General features: G+C 58.3%; 18 protein-coding genes. 12 read left to right on the forward strand and 6 right to left on the reverse strand.

The window, feature by feature from the left end; all coding sequences use genetic code 11:
• Positions 1-336 precede the first annotated feature (336 nt).
• The 4 genes from D8U18_RS10645 to D8U18_RS10660 all read left to right on the forward strand — a co-directional run bounded on the left by D8U18_RS10645 (position 337) and on the right by D8U18_RS10660 (position 5,517).
• Entirely contained in the window at positions 337-1,941 is a 1,605-nt protein-coding gene (locus D8U18_RS10645) for a tetratricopeptide repeat-containing response regulator (protein ID WP_056853161.1), read from the forward strand.
• Positions 1,938-2,630 carry a HAMP domain-containing sensor histidine kinase gene (locus D8U18_RS10650; RefSeq protein ID WP_130906658.1) on the forward strand — a complete coding sequence of 231 codons (693 nt, stop codon included), beginning with the start codon at positions 1,938-1,940 and terminating at the stop codon, positions 2,628-2,630. Before D8U18_RS10645 ends, D8U18_RS10650 begins: the two co-directional genes overlap by 4 nt.
• A 212-nt stretch (positions 2,631-2,842) precedes the next feature.
• Entirely contained in the window at positions 2,843-4,084 is a 1,242-nt protein-coding gene (locus D8U18_RS10655) for a glutamine synthetase family protein (protein WP_162250572.1), read from the forward strand.
• Positions 4,085-4,152: 68 nt separating this feature from the next.
• Complete coding sequence (locus D8U18_RS10660; RefSeq protein WP_131107598.1) at positions 4,153-5,517, forward strand: MFS transporter; 1,365 nt, start codon at positions 4,153-4,155, stop codon at positions 5,515-5,517.
• A 65-nt stretch (positions 5,518-5,582) separates the two neighbouring features.
• Here D8U18_RS10660 and D8U18_RS10665 read toward each other — a convergent pair whose 3' ends face one another.
• From D8U18_RS10665 to flgA, 4 genes are all read right to left on the reverse strand, one after another.
• On the reverse strand, positions 5,583-6,329 hold the full coding sequence (locus D8U18_RS10665) for a flagellar brake protein (RefSeq protein WP_130906353.1): 747 nt from the start codon (positions 6,327-6,329) through the stop codon (positions 5,583-5,585).
• A 91-nt stretch (positions 6,330-6,420) separates the two neighbouring features.
• Complete coding sequence (locus tag D8U18_RS10670) at positions 6,421-6,888, reverse strand: flagellar protein FlgN (protein WP_056853156.1); 468 nt, start codon at positions 6,886-6,888, stop codon at positions 6,421-6,423.
• Positions 6,889-6,936: 48 nt separating this feature from the next.
• Positions 6,937-7,263: a flagellar biosynthesis anti-sigma factor FlgM gene (gene flgM / locus D8U18_RS10675; RefSeq protein WP_130906352.1), complete on the reverse strand. Its 327-nt coding sequence runs from the start codon at positions 7,261-7,263 to the stop codon at positions 6,937-6,939.
• Between the two features lie 158 nt (positions 7,264-7,421).
• The gene (gene flgA, locus D8U18_RS10680; protein ID WP_056853154.1) at positions 7,422-8,183 is read right to left on the reverse strand and encodes a flagellar basal body P-ring formation chaperone FlgA; all 762 of its coding nucleotides are present in this window, start codon (positions 8,181-8,183) and stop codon (positions 7,422-7,424) included.
• An 83-nt stretch (positions 8,184-8,266) separates the two neighbouring features.
• Here flgA and D8U18_RS10685 point away from each other — a divergent pair, with 83 nt between their 5' ends.
• From D8U18_RS10685 to flgE, 6 genes are all read left to right on the forward strand, one after another.
• The gene (locus D8U18_RS10685) at positions 8,267-9,199 is read left to right on the forward strand and encodes a chemotaxis protein CheV (RefSeq protein WP_056853153.1); all 933 of its coding nucleotides are present in this window, start codon (positions 8,267-8,269) and stop codon (positions 9,197-9,199) included.
• Positions 9,200-9,245: 46 nt separating this feature from the next.
• Entirely contained in the window at positions 9,246-10,073 is an 828-nt protein-coding gene (gene cheR / locus D8U18_RS10690; RefSeq protein ID WP_056853152.1) for a protein-glutamate O-methyltransferase CheR, read from the forward strand.
• A gap of 255 nt (positions 10,074-10,328) precedes the next feature.
• On the forward strand, positions 10,329-10,736 hold the full coding sequence (flgB, locus tag D8U18_RS10695) for a flagellar basal body rod protein FlgB (RefSeq protein ID WP_131107599.1): 408 nt from the start codon (positions 10,329-10,331) through the stop codon (positions 10,734-10,736).
• A gap of 3 nt (positions 10,737-10,739) precedes the next feature.
• On the forward strand, positions 10,740-11,183 hold the full coding sequence (gene flgC / locus D8U18_RS10700; protein ID WP_007937507.1) for a flagellar basal body rod protein FlgC: 444 nt from the start codon (positions 10,740-10,742) through the stop codon (positions 11,181-11,183).
• Between the two features lie 15 nt (positions 11,184-11,198).
• Positions 11,199-11,921, forward strand: a complete 723-nt coding sequence (gene flgD / locus D8U18_RS10705) for a flagellar hook assembly protein FlgD (protein WP_131107600.1) — start codon at positions 11,199-11,201, stop codon at positions 11,919-11,921.
• A 31-nt stretch (positions 11,922-11,952) separates the two neighbouring features.
• Positions 11,953-13,269 carry a flagellar hook protein FlgE gene (gene flgE / locus D8U18_RS10710; RefSeq protein WP_130931271.1) on the forward strand — a complete coding sequence of 439 codons (1,317 nt, stop codon included), beginning with the start codon at positions 11,953-11,955 and terminating at the stop codon, positions 13,267-13,269.
• Positions 13,270-13,571: 302 nt separating this feature from the next.
• Here the strand turns inward: flgE and D8U18_RS10715 are convergent, their stop codons facing one another.
• Entirely contained in the window at positions 13,572-16,466 is a 2,895-nt protein-coding gene (locus tag D8U18_RS10715; protein ID WP_131107601.1) for a ribonucleoside-diphosphate reductase subunit alpha, read from the reverse strand.
• 738 nt (positions 16,467-17,204) lie between these two features.
• Here D8U18_RS10715 and D8U18_RS10720 point away from each other — a divergent pair.
• On the forward strand, positions 17,205-17,927 hold the full coding sequence (locus D8U18_RS10720) for a response regulator (RefSeq protein ID WP_130906349.1): 723 nt from the start codon (positions 17,205-17,207) through the stop codon (positions 17,925-17,927).
• Positions 17,924-19,534: an ATP-binding protein gene (locus D8U18_RS10725; protein WP_056853146.1), complete on the forward strand. Its 1,611-nt coding sequence runs from the start codon at positions 17,924-17,926 to the stop codon at positions 19,532-19,534. Before D8U18_RS10720 ends, D8U18_RS10725 begins: the two co-directional genes overlap by 4 nt.
• 144 nt (positions 19,535-19,678) lie before the next feature.
• On the opposite strand, the gene D8U18_RS10730 is transcribed toward D8U18_RS10725, so the two are convergent.
• Positions 19,679-20,404 (reverse strand): 4'-phosphopantetheinyl transferase superfamily protein, encoded by a 726-nt coding sequence (locus D8U18_RS10730; RefSeq protein ID WP_206663166.1) that lies wholly within the window; start codon positions 20,402-20,404, stop codon positions 19,679-19,681.
• Positions 20,405-20,529: the final 125 nt, after the last annotated feature.

Here is a 20,529-nt window from a genome sequence, read left to right on the forward strand (position 1 = left end):
AGATTAAATTCCGAAACCCCAATTGCGAAAGCAGTTGGGGTTTTGTTTTGCCTGGAGAAAAACACCGTAGGACCAAAAAAGGGATGTCTCCGATGGAGCATCCCTTTTTTGTGCCGCATCGTTAATGAGCCTTCAAGGGAACGCTATCACTGGCCGATAACCTTAAGGTCAAGCGATCTTCACTTCTCACTCTTTCATTGTATTTGCAGTTCAAGAGAAAACGCTTGATAGGTTGTGGCTACTGGCTATCATCTGCGCGCCATGAGGGTCGTGCAGTTGATCTTCTTTGTGTGTTTGTCTTTCGGCTTTTCTTCTTAATCTGCCTGGAAATCTTCGATGCTGTCGTATCACCAAAAGAGTTTTCTGATCGTCGATGATTTCTCGGATTTCCGCAGTTCCGTCAGGTCCATGTTGCGGGAGTTGGGTGTCAAGGATGTGGACACAGCGGACACTGGCGAACAGGCGCTGAAAATGTGTTCGCAGAAATCCTACGATTTCATCTTGCAGGATTTTCATCTGGGCGATGGCAAGAAGAATGGTCAGCAAGTGCTCGAAGACCTGATGATCGAGAAGCTGATCAGCCATGAAAGCGTGTTCGTCATGGTCACCGCCGAGACCAGTCAGGCCATGGTACTCAGCGCGTTGGAACACGAACCCGATGCTTACCTGACCAAGCCTTTCAACCGTTCCGGCCTGGCCCAACGCCTGGAGCGCCTTGAGCAGCGCAAGACGTTACTCAAGCCCATTCTTCAGGCGCTCGACCGTGGTAAACCGGTTGAAGTGCTTAACGCTTGCATCGCCCTGTGCAAGCAGGACATTCGCTATTCGCCGTTATGTCTGCGTTACCGCGCCGATGCGCTGCGTGACCTCAATCAGAATGAGGCGCTGGAGCGGCTCTACGACAGCATCATCGCGGACCGACCTTTGCCTTGGGCGTTCGCCGGGCTTGGCAAGTTGCTGTTCAAGCGTGGTCAGGTAGCACAGGCCAAAGGTGTCTACGAGAAAGCATTGAAAGTGTTTCCGATGATGCCGGCACTTTATGATGGCATGGCCGATGTATTGGTCGCCGAAGGCGACACCAGGGCTGCCCAGAAAGTACTGGAAGAAGCCATCCGCCTCTCGCCTTTGGCCGTCCGCCGCCAAGCGCAGTTAGGCAAGCTGGCCATGACCAACGAAGATTTTGATACGGCCTCCAAAGCCTATCGCCAGGCTGTTGCTCAGGGTGCGCAGTCCCGCTTCAAGGATGCGGAAAGTAACCTCGGGCTGGCCCATGCCTTGATCAGCAAAGGTAGCGAAAAAGGTCTGGATACTCGTACCCGACTGGAAATCAACACAACGCTAAGTGCCGTGGCCAAGGAGAACCCGTCCGACCCAGGCCTGCAAATCCGTGCACGGCTGATGAAGGCGACCAGTCTGTTACTCAATGATGCCGAAACCGCGGAAAAGCTCACGGAGCAGGCGATGATGCGCCTTGATGGCATGGAGCAATTCATGAGTGCCGAGGCGGCGTTGCTGGTTGCCAAGCAATTGCAAATGCTCGGTCAAGCCAGCGCAGGGGCGTCGATGTTGAAAAACTGCGCAGAGATCTACGGTGACGACCCGACGGTCATGAAGGGCATCGCCAAGCTGACCGATGACCCGACAATTCTCAATTCCGGTAACGCGGCTGCCGACCTTAATCGTCAGGGCGTACGCGTGTACAAGACTGGCAATCTGGTGGAAGCCCGTGAGGTGTTTCGTAAGGCCCTGGCGCTGCAGCCGAAGAACATCAGTATCGCGCTGAACCTGGCACAGGCGCTGCTGCATGGCACTGATACCGCTGTGGCGTCGGCCGAACTCGAAGAATGTCGCACTTGCCTGAAGATGGTTGGATTGATGCCCGACTCCGACGCTCGTTATCCACGATATCAGAAGCTCAAAAGCAAGGCGTTTGGCGAATGAACGACAACTCGCAATCCCTCGATTTCTCTACCGTGATCGCGTCCACCGTGCACGACATGAAAAACTCGTTGGCCATGTTGATGCAGGCCCACAGTCAATGGCTGGCGGGATTGCCAGAGCCGACGCGGCATACACCGGAACAAGGGGTGATCGAGTTCGAGTTCGCTCACCTCAACGGTATGCTCGTGCAGCTGCTGGGCTTGTACAAGCTGGGCGTCAACCAGATGCCCTTGCAACCGGCCTACCACGAACTGGATGACTTCATCGAAGCGCAGCTGGCGTGTCATCAGGATGTGTTCGTCAGTCGTGGTATCGCCGCGACGTTTGAAGTCGATCCCCTGAGCCCATTGGGTTTCTTCGACCGTGAATTGATCGCTTCAGTACTGGCCAATGCGATCAACAATGCCATTCGTTATGCGCGTCATGCGGTTCTGGTCAGTGTCAGCGACGAGGCGGGGCAATTGGTACTGACGGTCAACGACGATGGTGACGGTTATCCTGAAGAGATGATTGAACGTCAGGCGGATTACGTACAGGGCATCAATCAGAGCAGTGGCAGTACGGGCCTTGGATTGTATTTCGCCGGCCGGATTGCGGCTTTGCATCAGCGCAATGGTGTCGGCGGGCGTACCGAAATCGGCAACGGCGGCCCATTGGGTGGCGGTGTGTTCAGTATTTATTTGCCCTGATTTTTTCTGCCGCAAAGCTTTTTGTTGGGCGTTGCTTGATATTCCGAACACGTGAAGCCTATTTTGTACGGGTCGCCGTTCGCGGCTCGCACAATAACAAGGATTGCGTCATGACAACCGATGGCCTGGCCTCACTCGCGCAGCGATTGACGGGCATTGACGAGATTGAATGTGTTACGCCGGATCTGAATGGCGTACCGCGGGGCAAAGTGATGACCGCGGACGGTTTCCTCGAGGGGCGGCGTCTGCAGTTGGCACGGGGCGTACTGTTGCAATGCATCATGGGCGGATATCCGCCAGCACGATTTTATGGCAGCGATGACGGTGACCTTGCGCTCGTTCCAGATGCGAGGCAGATCCACCGTTTACCCTGGAGCAAGCAGCCGCGTGCGTTGGCCATCTGTGATGCGGATGAGCTGACCGGGGAAAGCTCCAACCTGTCGACTCGCGGTCAACTCAAGGCTGTTATCGCGCGTTACTCCGAGCTTGGCCTGGCGCCGGTGGTGGCGACCGAACTCGAATTCTTTGTCTTCGCCCCCAACCCCGACCCTGGGCAGCCGTTCCAACCGCCGGTGGGCCTGGATGGTCGTCGCGAAGACGGTCATTCGGCATTCAGTGTGAGTTCCAACAGCGGCTTGCGGCCGTTTTTCAACGAGGTGTATGAGTGCATGGCGGCGCTGGGGTTGCCGCGCGATACGTTCATGCATGAGATGGGTGTCAGCCAGTTCGAGATCAACCTGCTGCACGGTGATCCGCTGTTGTTGGCGGACCAGACTTTCCTGTTCAAGCATCTGCTCAAGGAAGTTGCGCTCAAGCACCATCTGACGGTGGTCTGCATGGCCAAACCTCTGGCGCATACCCCTGGCAGTTCGATGCATATTCACCAGAGCATTGTCGAAATCGACACTGGGCGGAACGTGTTCAGTGATGATGCGGGGCAACCGACGGCGATCTTCCGGCAATTCATTGCCGGGCAACAAGCGGGCATGGCGGATTTCACAGCGTTGTTTGCACCGAACGTCAACTCGTACCAGCGCTTGTGCCATCCGTTTGCATCACCGAACAATGCTTGCTGGTCCCATGACAACCGGGCAGCGGGTTTGCGCATTCCGGCCAGTTCTCCTGCTGCTCGTCGGGTTGAAAACCGCTTGCCCGGAGCTGACGCCAACCCTTATCTGGCGATTGCCGCCAGCCTTGCAGCGGGCTTGCATGGCATTGAACACAAACTCGAGCCGAGCGAGCCGATCCAGGGTGAATTCGAAGTACCGGATAATCTTTCATTGCCGTGTACCTTGCATGCAGCTCTCGAACGTCTGAAGCGTAGTCACTTGGCGAAGGAACTGTTCGGCAAGGAGTTCATCGAAGGCTACATCGCTTCGAAGACCATGGAGCTGACCAGCTTCTATGATGAAATCACTCCCTGGGAACGACGTGTCCTAGCCGCCCAGGCCTGACGAAATGTCGACACCGGGCTATCGTTTGATAGTCCGTTACTCACTGCAAGGAGCCGCTCGGAACGCCGATGCGCCAAATCTGGAAATCCTTTCGAGCGCTGTATTTCGCCTCGCTGATGATGTTGATCGGCTCAGGCCTGTTGAGTACTTACCTGGCATTGCGCCTGGCTGCCGATCATGTCGACAGTCTTTGGGTCGGTGCGCTGATGGCTGCCAACTATTTCGGCCTGGTGCTGGGCGGCAAGATCGGCCATCGGCTGATTGCCCGGGTCGGACATATTCGAGCCTATTCAGCCTGTGCCGGGATCGTCGGTGCGGCGGTGCTGGGCCATGGTCTGGTCAACTGGCTGCCTGCGTGGCTGTTCCTGCGGGTGATCGTCGGCCTGGGCATGATGTGTCAGTACATGGTCATTGAAAGCTGGCTCAATGAGCAGGCCGAGGCCAAGCAGCGCGGGCTCGTGTTCAGCGGCTACATGATCGCCTCTTACCTTGGGTTGGTGCTCGGTCAGCTGATTCTGGTCATGCACCCGGGGCTCGGGCTTGAGCTGCTGATGCTGGTAGCGTTGTGCTTCACATTGTGTCTTGTGCCGGTGGCTCTGACGCGACGCATTCACCCTGCGCCTTTGCATCCTGCACCGATGGAACCCCGGTTCTTTATCAAACGCGTGCCGCAATCCTTGAGTACGGTACTGGGGGCGGGCTTGATCGTAGGTTCGTTCTACGGTCTGGCCCCGTTGTATGCCTCGCAGCAAGGGTTGTCCACCGAGCAGGTGGGTCTGTTCATGGGTAGCTGCATTTTTGCCGGGTTGTTGGTGCAGTGGCCATTGGGCTGGTTATCCGATCGCTATGACCGGGCGCTGTTGATCCGCAGTTTCGCGTTTTGTCTGGCACTGGCTGCACTGCCTCTGGCGATTTTGCCGCAGGTGCCGCTGGAGATTCTGTTTGTCGCCGGTTTTGTCTGTTCGCTGGTGCAGTTCTGCTTGTACCCATTGGCAGTCGCGTTCTCCAATGACCACGTCGAAGGTGATCGCCGGGTGTCCCTGACGGCGATGTTGCTGGTGACCTACGGTGTTGGCGCGAGTATCGGACCCCTGGTTGCAGGCGTGCTGATGAAGCTGTTCGGCAGCCAAATGCTTTATGCATTTTTCAGTTTCTTTGCGCTGGTGCTGGTGTGGCGTATTCGTCCGAAAGCGGTCACCAATTTGCATCAAGTGGAAGACGCGCCGCTGCATCACGTGGCAATGCCGGACAACATGACAAGTTCACCGCTGGTGGCCTGCCTCGATCCGCGTGTTGATGAGCAAGTCGTGCAGGATCAAATGCAGAATCCGATTCCGCCCGAGCCGACGACCGAACCGGTGACACCGGCCGATGCCCCGCCAGAAGATCCGGATGAGGGCAGGGAGCAGAGTTTCACTGAAGCCAGGCCTTAACATTCAGCCAAAAAAAACGGGCAGTCACCGCAAGGGGCTGCCCGTTTTTTTATGGGTGTGTCCTGTCAGAAATCGTCTTTGTCGAAGCGCCGTGCTTCGCGTTGCAGCTGATAGACAAAGCGCTCGACTTGCCGTTGCACCAGCCCGCTCATGTTATGGAAGCGTACGCCGGCGAAGGTCGTGGAGATTCTTTCTTCGAAGTGCAGGTAGCGCAGTTCGACCGGCGCAGTCATCTTGCCGAAGGGCAGGGCAGCCGAGAAGCGGTCATAGACCTGGCCCAGTTGCAGGCTCCCTGTGATGTCTCCGTCAAAGCGCAGCTTGCAGCCGGTGGCGGAAATGTCCAGCAGCTTGCCGTTGATGGCCGCCTTGAGTTTTTCACCGTCCAGGTCGACGTTGACCAGTTGTGCCAGCTTCAATGCCGCGCGAAAGGCATTGCGACGCTGGTGGTAGACCACTTCATCAGGCAGAGTGCCGCGGTAGCAACGACCGCCACCGGATTCGTCGATGGTCAGCGGGCCATTGCTTTCCCAGGCGATGCGCACGCCGTCGTGAAAGCCTTCAACCTTGAAGGGTTCGCCAGCCAGCAGAAAGCGTTCGCCGTCACGGGGAATCATTTCGTCCAGGGCAATCATGTTGCTTTCACGGTCGATGTCCACCAGATAGCTCTGGAAGCGCTGGCTGCGCTCATGGAACGTGATGATCAGCGGGTCATGACTTTCTTGCAGTTGGCGCAGGTTGCCGGAGATTTCCAGGGGCGTGCTGAGCACCTTGGGTGGCTGCGGAGCATCTTCCGCATTTAAGGCATTGGACACGGTTAATCAATCTCCAGACAAATTTTGACTACGGCTAGCCAGCATTTTGCCAGCATGTTTCGCGTCTTGATAGAGCGCGCTCATCGACAGGTCAAGCCTGACTGAGCGGACGCGGTTTCACAAGCTTGGAAAATGTTCCGCTGGCATCGTAGAGCGCTGGAGGTTCGCCGCCGGTAAGGATTTTCAGCTGGGTGGCCGTGGCAACCTGCTGGACGACGATCGACTGACCGTTGTTGGCATTGGCGGCCTGGCATTGGGACAGAAGATCGGTGAGGACATCGCTTTGAGAAAGCAATGCTTCGCCAACGCTGGACTGGCTGGCCAACTGCTCAAGGCCGCTACGGTTGGTTGGCAAATTGAGACTGGCGAGAATTTCGCTGCGCTTGCGGCCATGCTGTTCCAGCAGAATGATCAATGCCTGCTTCTGCGCCAGGATGCCTTCAAGCAGGACCATGTCGCGACCATGCAAGGCAAGGGATTCAGTGCGCAGTAACTCCAGCAATTGTTGCGCTGGAGCAAAATCGTCGGTGATCAGTTGCAGTAAATTAGTGTCGTGCATGGCTGGCCTTGGGTTTTAAGCGTCCAAAAGCCTGGCGCGGGCCGTGGCCTAGCGCTGGGCTTCGAAGTTGAGCAGTTTGCTGGCTACACGGTTGCTGTCGACTTTGTAGCTGCCATCGGCAATCGCTGCTTTCAACTCGGCCACCCGGGCTTTGTCGACAGCGGGCTGATCGCGCAGCGTATCAGTGACCTTTTGCAACTGTTGAGCCTCATTGCTGAGATGTACCGATTCCCCGCTCGTGACGGTGCTGGCCTGTTCGGCCGGGGTATTCAGCGGCGCGGATTTGCCGGCTTCGGCAGTTTCCTTGGCAACGCTGGTACGTGTACTGCCCGTGAGTGACGAGGAGCTGTTCAAACGGCTGAAATCGATGACCATGATAAAAAACCTCTGGGAATTTGGACGCTTGCCATGTTTTCGGCCATACCCCGAAAAACTTTAGGCTCATTTGAAAAATGAGCTTGCGCGCGCCAGCGCTTGCCCCGCACAGGACACAGTTTAGGGAACGGCCCCGCTTAGCGCCACAGGCAGACCGCCTACATGGACACCTCGACCTGCCCCGGCGCGATGACTTGCGCCTTGATCACTCGATTGGAATTGAGGTTCTTCACCCTGATTTGTTCGCTCAAGCCACCGTTGGCCAGTGCTTCACCGGGCATTCGCACGCTGAGCGTACCACTGCGGGCGGTAATCACCACCTGATCGCCTTTGCGAATGACTTCTGCCTGTTCGATGTGCACGAGGCTGATGACCTGGTCATTGACCATTGGTCGGGTCAGTCTCTGCCCGATGGCCTGATCCACGGAGGTCAAATAGCCCTGGGTGAGCAGGCTGACATCGCGCTCTCGCAGCGTGATGTCAGCGGGTTCGACAATACCGGCGCGGCGCAGGGGCCGAGTGGTTGTCACAACGTCGCGAAACAGGCGGACTTGAGCGGGTACGAAGACTGTCCAAGGGGATGAACCTTCGCAGCGAACCTTTACCGTTACCCGACCCAACGGTTTGGCCGGACTCTCCAGCGTGGCTGTCAATTCCTTGTCACACATGGGCATGCGCAGGCGTGGGTCGAGTTGGTTGACCTGGATCTCGTAGCGACCTTCCGTTTGACTGGTTGCCAGATAGTCCTCTACGGTGAACTCAAGAAAGCCCTGAGTGACGCCGATAAGCATGTCAGGCAAGGTAACTGCGTCAGCAAGGGCAGGGCTGCCAGCGTGGCACAGGCAAGCAGCCGCCAACACACCGAGCCATTGGCGGAGCGGTGTGGTCAGGCGTCGGAAAAATGTCGGTTCTGTGTTCATGGAAAGATAAAAAGCAAGCGCCGTGCCGTTTAGAGATGAATGTGCGTCGCAACAACACTTAGCGTTGGTGTAGGAGTCTGGGCATGGCTGGTGTAATGGATTCGGTGAACCAGCGCACGCAACTGGTGGGGCAGAATCGCCTTGAGCTGTTGTTGTTCCGTCTCGACGGCCAGCAGCTGTACGGGATCAACGTGTTCAAGGTTCGGGAGGTGCTGCAATGCCCCCAACTGACGCTGATGCCTAAATCCAGTCCTGTCGTGTGCGGTGTGGCAAATATTCGGGGGGCGACCATTCCGATCCTCGATCTGGCAATGGCGACCGGCTCCGGTGCTTTGAAGGACAAGAACAATCCCTTCGTGATCATCACGGAGTACAACACCAAGACCCAGGGCTTCCTGGTGCGATCGGTGGAACGCATCGTCAACATGAACTGGGAGGAGATTCATCCGCCACCCAAGGGGACGGGGCGCGATCACTACCTGACAGCTGTGACGCGGGTCGACAATCAGTTGGTGGAAATCATCGACGTCGAAAAAGTGCTGGCGGAAGTGGCACCGACACCGGAAGCGATTTCGGTCGGCGTGGTGGATGTGGAGACCCAGCACAAGGCGCTTTCATTGCGCGTGCTGACGGTCGATGACTCGTCGGTGGCACGCAAGCAGGTGACGCGTTGCCTGCAGACGGTGGGCGTGGAAGTGGTGGCGTTGAACGACGGTCGGCAAGCGCTTGATTACCTGCGCAAGCTGGCCGACGAGGGGAAGAAGCCGGAAGAAGAGTTCCTGATGATGATTTCCGACATCGAGATGCCGGAGATGGACGGGTACACGCTGACGGCCGAGATACGCAACGACCCTCGCATGCAAAAGCTTCATATCATCCTGCATACTTCGTTGTCGGGTGTGTTCAATCAGGCGATGGTCAAGAAAGTCGGTGCCGATGACTTTCTGGCCAAGTTCCGTCCTGATGACCTGGCATCCCGGGTAGTTGACCGGATCAAAGCAGCAGACATTAGCTAGGGGCGTTCGGCCCCCGGCAGTCAACACGATTTAAGAGGCGGCAGCATTGTCTACGGGTAATTTGGATTTCGAACAGTTCCGGGTATTCCTGGAAAAAGCCTGTGGCATTTTGCTCGGTGAAAACAAGCAGTACCTGGTCTCGAGCCGTCTCAACAAACTGATGGAGCAGCAGGGCATCAAGTCGTTGGGTGAGCTTGTTCAGCGCATGCAGACCCAGCCGCGCAGCGGTTTGCGCGAACAGGTTGTGGACGCCATGACCACCAACGAAACCCTGTGGTTTCGTGACACCTATCCGTTTGAGGTGTTGAAGAACAAGGTGCTGCCCGAGGCGATCAAGGCCAGTCCGGGCCAGCGTCTGCGGATCTGGTCGGCAGCCTGTTCGTCGGGGCAGGAACCGTATTCGCTGTCGATGTCCATCGACGAGTTCGAGCGGGTCAATATGGGCCAATTGAGGATGGGCGTGCAGATTGTTGCTACCGATCTGTCCGGCACCATGCTCAACAACTGCAAGACCGGCGAGTACGACAGCCTGGCCATTGGTCGCGGTCTCTCACCTGAGCGGCTGCAGCGATACTTCGACCCGAAAGGGCCGGGACGCTGGGTGATCAAGGCGCCGATCAAGAGCCGGGTTGAATTTCGCTCGTTCAACCTGCTGGACAGCTACGCAAGCCTGGGCAAGTTCGACATCGTGTTTTGCCGCAACGTGCTGATCTACTTCTCTGCTGAAGTGAAGAAGGACATCCTGTTGCGCATTCACAGTACGTTGAAGCCGGGCGGCTATCTGTTCCTCGGTGCTTCCGAGGCGCTGAACGGATTGCCGGATCATTACCAGATGGTCCAGTGCAGCCCGGGGATCATTTACCAGGCGAAGTGATGCGAAGCAGCAGACTTAAAAACGGGAGTCCTCAGGGGCTCCCTTTTTTATGCCTGCCGTTTTCCATTACCCAGGGAGCGTGTTGCGTGGTGCAAGCGGCAGAAAAGCGGCATTCAGCGGAAACCGGTTGCCGCTTTTCTGGCATTGCCGCTTTGCCACTGCGCGCAAAGCCCCGGTTTACGGGCTTTTTTTAATTGGCATGACGCTTGCTATGTCCATCCTACGAAAAATCAGGTCACCCGAAGGTTTCCCGACATGAGCATCAGCTTCGATAAAGCGCTCGGTATCCACGAACAAGCCCTGGGCTTCCGCGCCCAGCGTGCCGAAGTCCTGGCCAACAACATCGCCAACGCCGACACCCCGAACTATAAGGCTCGGGATCTGGACTTCTCGAAAGTGCTCGCCGAGCAGAACGAGAAAACCAAAAACGGCAAGTTCGCCTTGAACATGACCAACAGTCGTCACATCGAAGCTGAAGGCATGGGCAATGGCGACGAGTCGCTGATGTATCGCACGCCGATGCAACCGTCGATCGACCAGAACACCGTGGACGCCCAACTGGAACAGTCGAACTACGCGGAAAACTCCGTCAACTTCCAGGCCAGCTTCACCCTGCTCAACAGCAAATTCAAAGGGCTGGTGTCAGCCCTGCGCGGAGAATAAGCCATGTCTCTATCCAGTGTTTTCAACATTGCCGGTAGCGGCATGAGTGCCCAGACCACTCGCTTGAACACCGTCGCTTCGAACATCGCTAACGCCGAAACGGTTTCATCGAGCATCGACCAGACCTACCGTGCGCGTCATCCGGTGTTCGCCACCATGTTCCAGGGCGGCCAGAGCGGCGGCAGCGATTCGCTGTTCCAGAACCAGGACGCCGCGGGTCAAGGCGTTCAGGTGCTGGGCGTGGTCGAAGACCAGAGCAACCTCGAGGCGCGCTACGAGCCGAATCATCCGGCCGCCGACGCCAAGGGTTACGTCTACTACCCGAACGTCAACGTGGTGGAAGAAATGGCCGACATGATTTCCGCTAGCCGTTCGTTCCAGACCAACGCTGAAATGATGAACACCGCCAAAACCATGATGCAGAAAGTCCTGACCCTCGGTCAGTGATAAGGGGCGACTCAGATGAGTGTTTCCGATTCCACCGGTGGTTTGTCACTCAACGACATCCTGGCCAACTCCTCGATCAAGACCAACAAGGACACTGATGCCCTGGCGTCGGCGGCCAATAGTGCCACCGGTAAAAAGGCCCTGGGCAAGGATGCGTTCCTGCAACTGCTGGTGACTCAGCTGAAAAACCAGAACCCGCTGGAGCCGCAGGGCAATGGCGAGTTCGTTGCACAACTGGCGCAGTTCAGCAGCCTGGAAGGCATCACCACACTCAACGATACCGTGAGCGGCATTGCCGGCACTTTCGGTTCGTCCCAGGCATTGCAGGCGTCCTCCCTGGTCGGCCGTTCGGTCATCGCGCCGGGCGACAAGGCGGTGGTCGACACCACCAAAGGCATGACCGGTTCGGTCGTCCTGCCGCAGTCGGTGGCGCAAGCCGAGGTGAAGGTTACCGACAAGGACGGCAAAGTCATTCGCACCATTACCTTGACTGACCAGAACGCGGGCAATGCCAGCTTCACCTGGGATGGCAAGGATGATGCCGGCAACGTGGCGCCAGCGGGTACCTACACCTTCGGTGCGACAACCACCATCGATGATCAGAGCGTTGCGCTGATCACCAACCTGCCGGCGACCGTCAACAGCGTGACCATCAGCCAGACCGGCGGTGAGTTGATGCTCAATCTGGCCGGGCTGGGCAGTGTCGCCCTGTCCAAAGTGCAAACCATTGGTATATAGAGCCGACTAACCCGGCACAAAGGAGTGGAACATGTCTTTTAACATCGGCCTTAGCGGTCTCTATGCCGCCAACAAACAACTGGACGTGACCGGCAACAACATCGCCAACGTTGCCACCGTCGGCTTCAAATCGTCCCGTGCGGAATTCGAAGATGTGTACTCCGCCACCCGGCTGGGTACAGGCACCAAGACCACCGGCAGCGGTGTGCGCCTGGCCAACGTCTCCCAGCAGTTCACCCAGGGTGACATCAACAACACCGGCAACGTGCTGGACATGGGCATCAACGGCTCGGGCTTCTTTGTGCTCAACGACAACGGCTCGCTGTCCTACACCCGTGCCGGTACGTTCAAGGTCGACAAGGAAGGCTACGTCACCAACACCGACGGCACTGCCCGCCTGCAAGGTTATGGCGTGGACGCCAACGGCAAGATCATCAATGGCGTGCTGACTGACCTGCGCATCGACACATCGAACCTGGCGCCGAAAACTACCACCACCGTTTCGTCGACGATCAACCTGGACTCCAAGTCCGATGTGATCGACACGGTGGCCAATCCGTTTGACCCGAGCAAGCCGGGAACCGCTTTCAACAAGCAGTTCAGCACCCAGATTTTCGATACGCAGGGCAACAAGCACCAGATGGACCAATACATGGTCAAGACGGGGCCCAACACCTGGGACGTCTATACCTTGATCGATGGTCGTAACCCCAATGGCAGCGATCCAATGAACGCCGCTTCGCGTCCGGTCCCTTCGACCATGGCGTTTGACACGAGTGGCAAGCTGGTTTCGGTCACCACGCCGGGCACACCTCCCGTCGTCAGCCCTGATCTGAAAATCACCGGCTGGATTCCGGGCAAAGTCACCAATGGCGTTTGGGCAGCCAACGGCGCAGCCTCTGACCCAGCGGGTGTGACGGTCACCATGACCAATACCACGCAATTCAATGCCGACAGCGCTCGCTCCATTCCTGCGCAAAATGGATACGCCACTGGCCAGATCACCAATCTGACCATCGACGGCAGCGGTGTCATGCTGGCCAACTTCAGCAACTACCAGACCAAGCCGATCGGTCAACTGGCTTTGGCCAGCTTCACCAATGAGCAAGGCCTGCAGCCAGTGGGCGGTACCAGCTGGAAGGAAACTTTCGCCTCGGGTCAGCCTGGCTACGACGCGCCGCAGACCGGCAGCCTGGGGGAAATTCATTCCAACTCCCTGGAAGAGTCGAACGTCAACGTGACCAACGAACTGGTCGAGCTGATCAAGGCGCAGAGTAACTACCAGGCGAACGCCAAGACCATCTCGACCCAGAGCACTATCATGCAGACCATCATTCAGATGACTTGATGTTGGTTGAGTTGTAACGCTGTACGAAGAGCCCCTCGCAAGAGGGGCTTTTTTGTGGATGTCGCAGACCTGTAGGAGCGAAGCTCGCTCGCGATGAACGATTACACGGTAATCCAGACGAATCGTGAAGTGGCCATCGCGAGCAAGCTTTGCTCCTACAGAGGGGCAGAAAACCCAGACGAATCGTGAAATGGCCATCGCGAGCAAGCTTTGCTCCTGCAGAGGGGCAAAAGAAAACCCCCGGCAAGCCAGAGGCCTGTCGGGGGTTCGGATAAGCGTCTTTCGACGCCTACCGGCTCAGCTTATTGGCAAGCTTCGCAATCCGGCTCGTCGATGGCGCAAGCCTTCGGTACTGGAGCAGGACCGGCAGGCGCTGCCAGGACCGAGTCGTCACCGTGGTTGCCGCCGCTGGAAACAGCGTTCAGCTTGCCGGTGTTGATGGTCGACTTCTCGGTGCTGGTCGCGGCCAGGGCACGGAGGTAGTAAGTGGTTTTCAGGCCACGGTACCAAGCCATGCGGTAGGTCACGTCCAGCTTCTTGCCCGAAGCGCCGGCGATGTACAGGTTCAGCGACTGAGCCTGGTCGATCCACTTCTGACGACGGCTGGCCGCGTCGACGATCCACTTGGTGTCCACTTCGAACGCGGTCGCGTAGAGCTCTTTGAGTTCTTGCGGGATGCGCTCGATCTGCTGAACAGAACCGTCGTAGTACTTCAGGTCGTTGATCATGACCGAGTCCCACAGACCGCGAGCCTTGAGGTCGCGAACCAGGTACGGGTTGATCACGGTGAATTCGCCCGACAGGTTCGATTTCACGTACAGGTTCTGGTAGGTCGGTTCGATCGACTGCGATACGCCAGTGATGTTGGCGATGGTCGCGGTCGGCGCGATGGCCATGATGTTGGAGTTACGGATACCTTTCTGCACGCGGGCACGTACCGGTGCCCAGTCCAGGGTTTCCTTCAGGTCGACATCGATGTACTTCTGGCCACGGGCTTCGATCAGGATCTGTTGCGAATCCAGCGGCAGGATGCCCTTGGACCACAGCGAGCCCTGGAACGTCTCGTAGGCGCCACGCTCGTCGGCCAGGTCGCAGGACGCCTGGATCGCGAAGTAGCTGACAGCTTCCATGGACGTGTCGGCGAACTGCACCGCAGCATCGGAGCCGTAAGGGATGTGCTGCAGGTACAGCGCATCCTGGAAGCCCATGATGCCCAGGCCGACCGGACGGTGCTTGAAGTTGGAGTTCTTCGCTTGCGGCACCGAGTAGTAGTTGATGTCGATCACGTTGTCGAGCATGCGCACGGCGGTGTTGACGGTACGTTGCAGCTTGGCGGTGTCGAGCTTGCCGCCCACGATGTGGTTCGGCAGGTTGATCGAGCCCAGGTTGCAAACGGCGATCTCGTCCTTGTTGGTGTTCAAGGTGATCTCGGTGCACAGGTTCGAGCTGTGGACCACGCCGACGTGCTGCTGCGGGCTGCGCAGGTTGCACGGGTCTTTGAAGGTCAGCCATGGGTGGCCGGTTTCAAACAGCATGGACAGCATTTTGCGCCACAGGTCTTTGGCCTGGATGGTCTTGAACAGCTTGACCTTGCCCGGGTACTCGGTCAGGGCTTCGTAGTACTCGTAACGCTCTTCGAAGGCCTTGCCGGTCAGGTCGTGCAGGTCCGGTACTTCGGATGGCGAGAACAGGGTCCACTTGCCGTCATCGAAGACACGCTTCATGAACAGGTCAGGGATCCAGTTGGCGGTGTTCATGTCGTGGGTACGACGACGGTCATCACCAGTGTTCTTGCGCAGCTCGATGAACTCTTCGATGTCCATGTGCCAGGTTTCCAGGTAGGCACAGACAGCGCCTTTGCGCTTGCCACCCTGGTTAACGGCGACGGCGGTGTCGTTCACCACTTTGAGGAACGGCACGACGCCCTGGGATTTGCCGTTGGTGCCCTTGATGTACGAACCCAGCGCACGAACCGGGGTCCAGTCGTTGCCCAGGCCGCCAGCGAATTTCGACAGCATGGCGTTGTCGTGGATCGCGTGGTAGATGCCCGACAGGTCATCCGGCACGGTGGTCAGGTAGCAGCTCGACAGCTGTGGACGCAGGGTGCCGGCGTTGAACAGGGTCGGCGTCGACGACATGTAGTCGAAGGACGACAGCAGGTTGTAGAACTCGATCGCACGGTCTTCTTTGTGCTTCTCTTCGATCGCCAGGCCCATGGCCACGCGCATGAAGAAGATCTGCGGCAGTTCGAAACGCACGCCATCCTTGTGGATGAAGTAACGGTCGTACAGGGTTTGCAGGCCCAGGTAGGTGAACTGCTGGTCGCGCTCGTGGTTGATCGCCTTGCCGAGTTTTTCCAGGTCGAAGTCGGCCAGAACCGGGTTCAGCAATTCGAATTCGATACCCTTGGCGATGTAGGCCGGCAGGGCCTTGGCGTACAGGTCGGCCATCTCGTGGTGGGTGGCGCTGTCGGCAACACCGAGGAAGCCGAGGCCTTCGGCACGCAGGGTGTCCATCAGCAGGCGGGCGGTCACGAACGAGTAGTTCGGCTCACGCTCGACCAGGGTACGGGCGGTCATCACCAGTGCGGTGTTGACGTCGGTCAGGGCTACGCCGTCGTACAGGTTTTTCAGGGTTTCGCGCTGGATCAGGTCGCCGTCGACTTCTTCCAGGCCTTCGCACGCTTCGGTGACGATGGTGTTCAGGCGGCCCATGTCCAGCGGTGCGAAAGTACCGTCGGCGCGGGTGATGCGGATCGACGGGTGAGCGTTGACGGCTTCTTCGACCGGGGCGTGCGCAGCGCGTTCCTTGGAGCGCGCGTCACGGTAGATCACGTAGTCGCGCGCGACTTTCTGCTCGCCGGCGCGCATCAGGGCCAGTTCAACCTGGTCCTGGATTTCTTCGATGTGGATGGTGCCGCCCGATGGCATGCGACGCTTGAAGGTGGCGGTGACCTGTTCGGTCAGGCGGGCCACGGTGTCGTGGATTCGCGACGAAGCAGCAGCGGTGCCGCCTTCAACTGCGAGAAACGCTTTGGTGATGGCGACGGTGATCTTGTCATCGGTATAAGGAACGACAGTGCCGTTACGCTTGATCACGCGCAGTTGGCCAGGCGCGGTGGCGGACAGATCCTGATTCGAATCTGTAGCCTGCGGCAAGGTGCCCTGCGGGTTCTCGCGAGTTGTGTCGGTTTGCATGGGGGGTTGTCTCCACATTCTCTATGTTTGTTTGGGCACCATCACAGTGCCCACCGTTCCGTCCTGAAGCACTACAACCGGCGAGTGCCGGGCATACCAACTTCGGGACAGATCAGGAAGGGGGCTATTGGGCGCCGCTTCCATGCCGAAGTCTTTGGTCTCACGCCTTGGGCGCAAGACCGGGGTCCTTTGAGGTGACAGTTCAGGACTGCAAAACCCGTACCGTTTTCACCCCATCGGGCCGAAATACAGTAGCCATCCGCACGCGCGGTTTGGTCTTTCGAAAATACGTTTGGTTCAACCGGACAGTGGCAAGAAAAGCGCTTGAAATTGGTGTCCGGTTTGTGTTTGGTTTTTTGCGCTAAACCCTACATCTAGGGTTTTTTTGGCGCTGGGCTACAAGATAATGCGTTTTGGGGGGCGATTGCAACGTACTACCTGTGGATAAACCTGTGCGTAAATTGTGTGTGAAAGAGCGAACCGGCGTGTAGGCCGCGATGCTGCTGGACCGGACCTTTTTTCAGCATTTTTCAACGATCGAAAACGGCCGGCCGGATTTTTAAGGGCGCGAACCCTATCACAAAAAACCGCCATGTCCGAACGCATTTACCGGCTTGTGTTCTGCGCAGGTGACGTTTATACAATCGGCCAGCGTATATGCAATTTATCCCCCCGAATCATTACAAAAAGACGGGCGGATCCTTCCTTATTAGCGTCATTGGCAAGCAGAGGTCATCCGTGGAGCAAGAAGCCTGGCAGGTACTGATTGTGGAGGACGACCAGCGTCTGGCCGAACTGACCCGCGATTACCTGGAAGCCAATGGCCTGCGGGTGTCGATCGAGGGCAATGGCGCCCTGGCGGCAGCGCGCATCATCAAGGAACAGCCGGACCTGGTGATCCTCGACCTGATGCTCCCCGGTGAAGATGGCCTGAGTATCTGCCGCAAGGTCCGCGACCGCTACGACGGCCCGATCCTGATGCTCACCGCACGCAGCGATGACACCGACCAGATCCTCGGCCTCGACCTGGGCGCCGACGATTACGTCTGCAAACCGGTGCGCCCGCGCTTGCTGCTGGCGCGTATCCAGGCGTTGCTGCGGCGCAGTGAAGCCCCGGAACCGGCACCGGAAAAACAACGGCGCCTGCAGTTTGGTCCGCTGGTGGTGGACAACGCCTTGCGCGAAGCCTGGTTGAACGACAACGGTATCGAATTGACCAGTGCCGAATTCGACTTGCTCTGGCTGTTGGTGGCCAACGCCGGGCGCATTCTGTCCCGGGAAGAAATCTTCACCGCGCTACGCGGGATCGGCTATGACGGCCAGGACCGTTCCATCGACGTGCGCATCTCGCGCATCCGTCCGAAAATCGGCGACGACCCGGATCATCCACGGCTGATCAAGACTGTGCGTAGCAAAGGTTACCTGTTCGTTCCCGAGGCCTGCGTAGACCCAACCCTGTGAACTCGATCTTCCTGCGTATTTATGGCGGCATGTGCGCCGCGCTGATTCTGGTGGCGGTGCTTGGCGTGCTGGCGTTGCACATGCTCAACCAGGTGCGCAGCGAGCAGTACCGCGAGCGTCTGGCCCATGGCACGTTTTCGCTGATGGCCGACAACCTGCAACCGATGAACCAGACCGAGCGCCACCGGGCGTTGCTGGTGTGGGAGCGATTGCTGGGCATTCCGCTGGCGCTGAAAACCTTCAACGAAACCGACCTCGACCTGCGTCAACGTACCCGTGTGCTGCATGGCCAGGCGCTGGTGGAGCAGACCGGGCCGCATGCGGCGAAGGTTTATCGCCTGGTCAGCGAAAAGGAACAGCTGGTTCTCACCGGGGAGGTGCAGCAGATCAGCGAGCAACTGGCAAGGGCGACGATTTACCTGTTGGTCGATGAGCTGGTGCGTTATCCGGTGGGTGAGCAACCGGTGCGGCTGGCGCAATTGAAGCAGGACAAAGGGTTTGGTTTTGACTTGCGTCTGGTCACCGTCGAAGACGCTGACATGGACGAAGACCAGAGTCGTCGCGTGTCCGAGGGCGACACGGTCATGGCGCTGGGCAAGGGCGGCGATTCGATCCGGGTGTTTGCCGGCATGGTCGGTACGCCGTGGGTGCTGGAAATCGGCCCGCTGTACCAGATGAATCCTTATCCGCCGGAGTGGCTGGTGCTGATTGCAGCGTTGGGCCTGACCCTGATCGGTTTGATCGTCTATCTGCTGGTGCGGCAACTGGAGCGGCGCTTGCGCGGGTTGGAAGCGGCGGCCACGCGTATCGCCAAGGGCAGCCTGGAAACCCGCGTGCCGGCGCGCGGCGCGGACTCGGTCGGGCGCTTGGCGTCGGCATTCAACGGCATGGCCGAACACTTGCAGCAGCTGCTGGCGATCCAGCGAGAACTGGTGCGCGCGGTGTCCCATGAATTGCGTACGCCGGTGGCGCGCCTGCGCTTTGGCCTGGAGATGATCGGCTCGGCCACTACGCCGCAAGCCCTGGAAAAATACTGCGAAGGCATGGACCACGACATCGAGGACCTCGATCGCCTGGTGGATGAAATGCTCACCTATGCACGACTGGAGCAGGGTTCACCGGCGCTGAACTTTCAGCGTATCGACCTGGATGCGCTGGTCAATCAGGTGATCGAGGAGCTGGCACCGTTGCGCGCCGATGTCACGGTGCAGCGAGGCTTGTGCCTGTCGGCTGCCGATTGTGACGACGCCTGGGTCGAGGCCGAGCCACGCTACCTGCACCGGGCGATCCAGAATCTGGTGAGCAACGCCATGCGCCATGCCCAATCACGGGTGACCATCAGTTATCAGGTGGGCCAGCAACGCTGCCGGGTAGATGTTGAAGATGATGGGCCGGGTGTTCCGGAAATCGCCTGGGAGAAAATCTTCACGCCATTCCTGCGCCTCGACGACAGCCGTACCCGCGCCTCGGGTGGGCATGGCTTGGGCTTGTCGATCGTGCGGCGGATCATTCATTGGCATGAGGGGCGGGCGTTGATCAGCAAAAGCAAGAATCTGGGCGGGGCGTGTTTCAGTCTGAGTTGGCCGAGGAATCAAGAAAAGCGGTGAGAGTTTGCATTGCCTGCACAGGACTCATCGCCAGCAGGCTGGCTCCCACATTGGATTTGCAGTGGGCCGAAAATTTGGCAACACCTGTGACCAACTGTGGGAGCCAGCCTGCTGGCGATGAGGCCCGGGCAAGCGCCGGATAACTCAAGCCTTGATACTGACCAGGCTCAACAACTGCCCATCCTGCACCCCGAACTGCGCCTCCAGCTCGGTGCCGTTGCGCCATTCATTGGACAGGTCGGTCAGCAACCGTAACCGCACTTCACCCCGTTCGGTCCACTCCAACACTTCGGCATGCTCGAAATAGAAGCGCTGCTGGACAATGGGGTAGAGCGCCTTGAACAAACTTTCCTTCACCGAGAACGTCAGGGTCACCAGCAATGCCAATTGATCACGAGAGCGGGCGGCCATGCGCTGCAGCTCGGGCGCGGTGAGGATTTCTCCGGCCAGGCGTTCGGCGCGTTCGGCATTGAGCAGGTTTTCCAGGTCCATGCCCAAACCGCGCCAATGGCTTCTTTTCGCAACGATGGCCGCTGCCCGCCCGGTGCTGTGGGTGATCGAACCGGTGATGTGCGCAGGCCAGACAGGTGCCCGGTCTTCGCCGATGGCCGGACTGAAGTTCAGGCCTTCGAGTTTTTGCAAGGCGGCGCGGGCGCAAAGCCGTCCGGCAAGAAACTCTGCCTGCCGCTTGGCGACGGAGCGCTGGATACTGGGTGGCGCCTCGATGGCGCTGCGCTGGAAGTCATCACCCAGCAGTTGCGCAGGATCGAAGTGGGTACTCAACAGCACCGTGTCGGACAACACAAATGGCAACGGCCAATGCGCATCGAGCGGGGTGCAGCAGGCGGGAAGGGCGGGGAGGGCATTCATGACGGGCATTTTGCCGGGTTGGGCTGCGGCTGGGTAGTGCAAAAGGGCTTTTGTGGCGAGGGAGCTTGCTCCCGCTCGGCTGCGTAGCAGTCGCAAACAGGGTATACGCGTTAGCCTCATCTGGG

Origin of the sequence: Pseudomonas sp. Sample_10 (assembly GCF_004321495.1) — a bacterium.
GTDB lineage: Bacteria > Pseudomonadota > Gammaproteobacteria > Pseudomonadales > Pseudomonadaceae > Aquipseudomonas.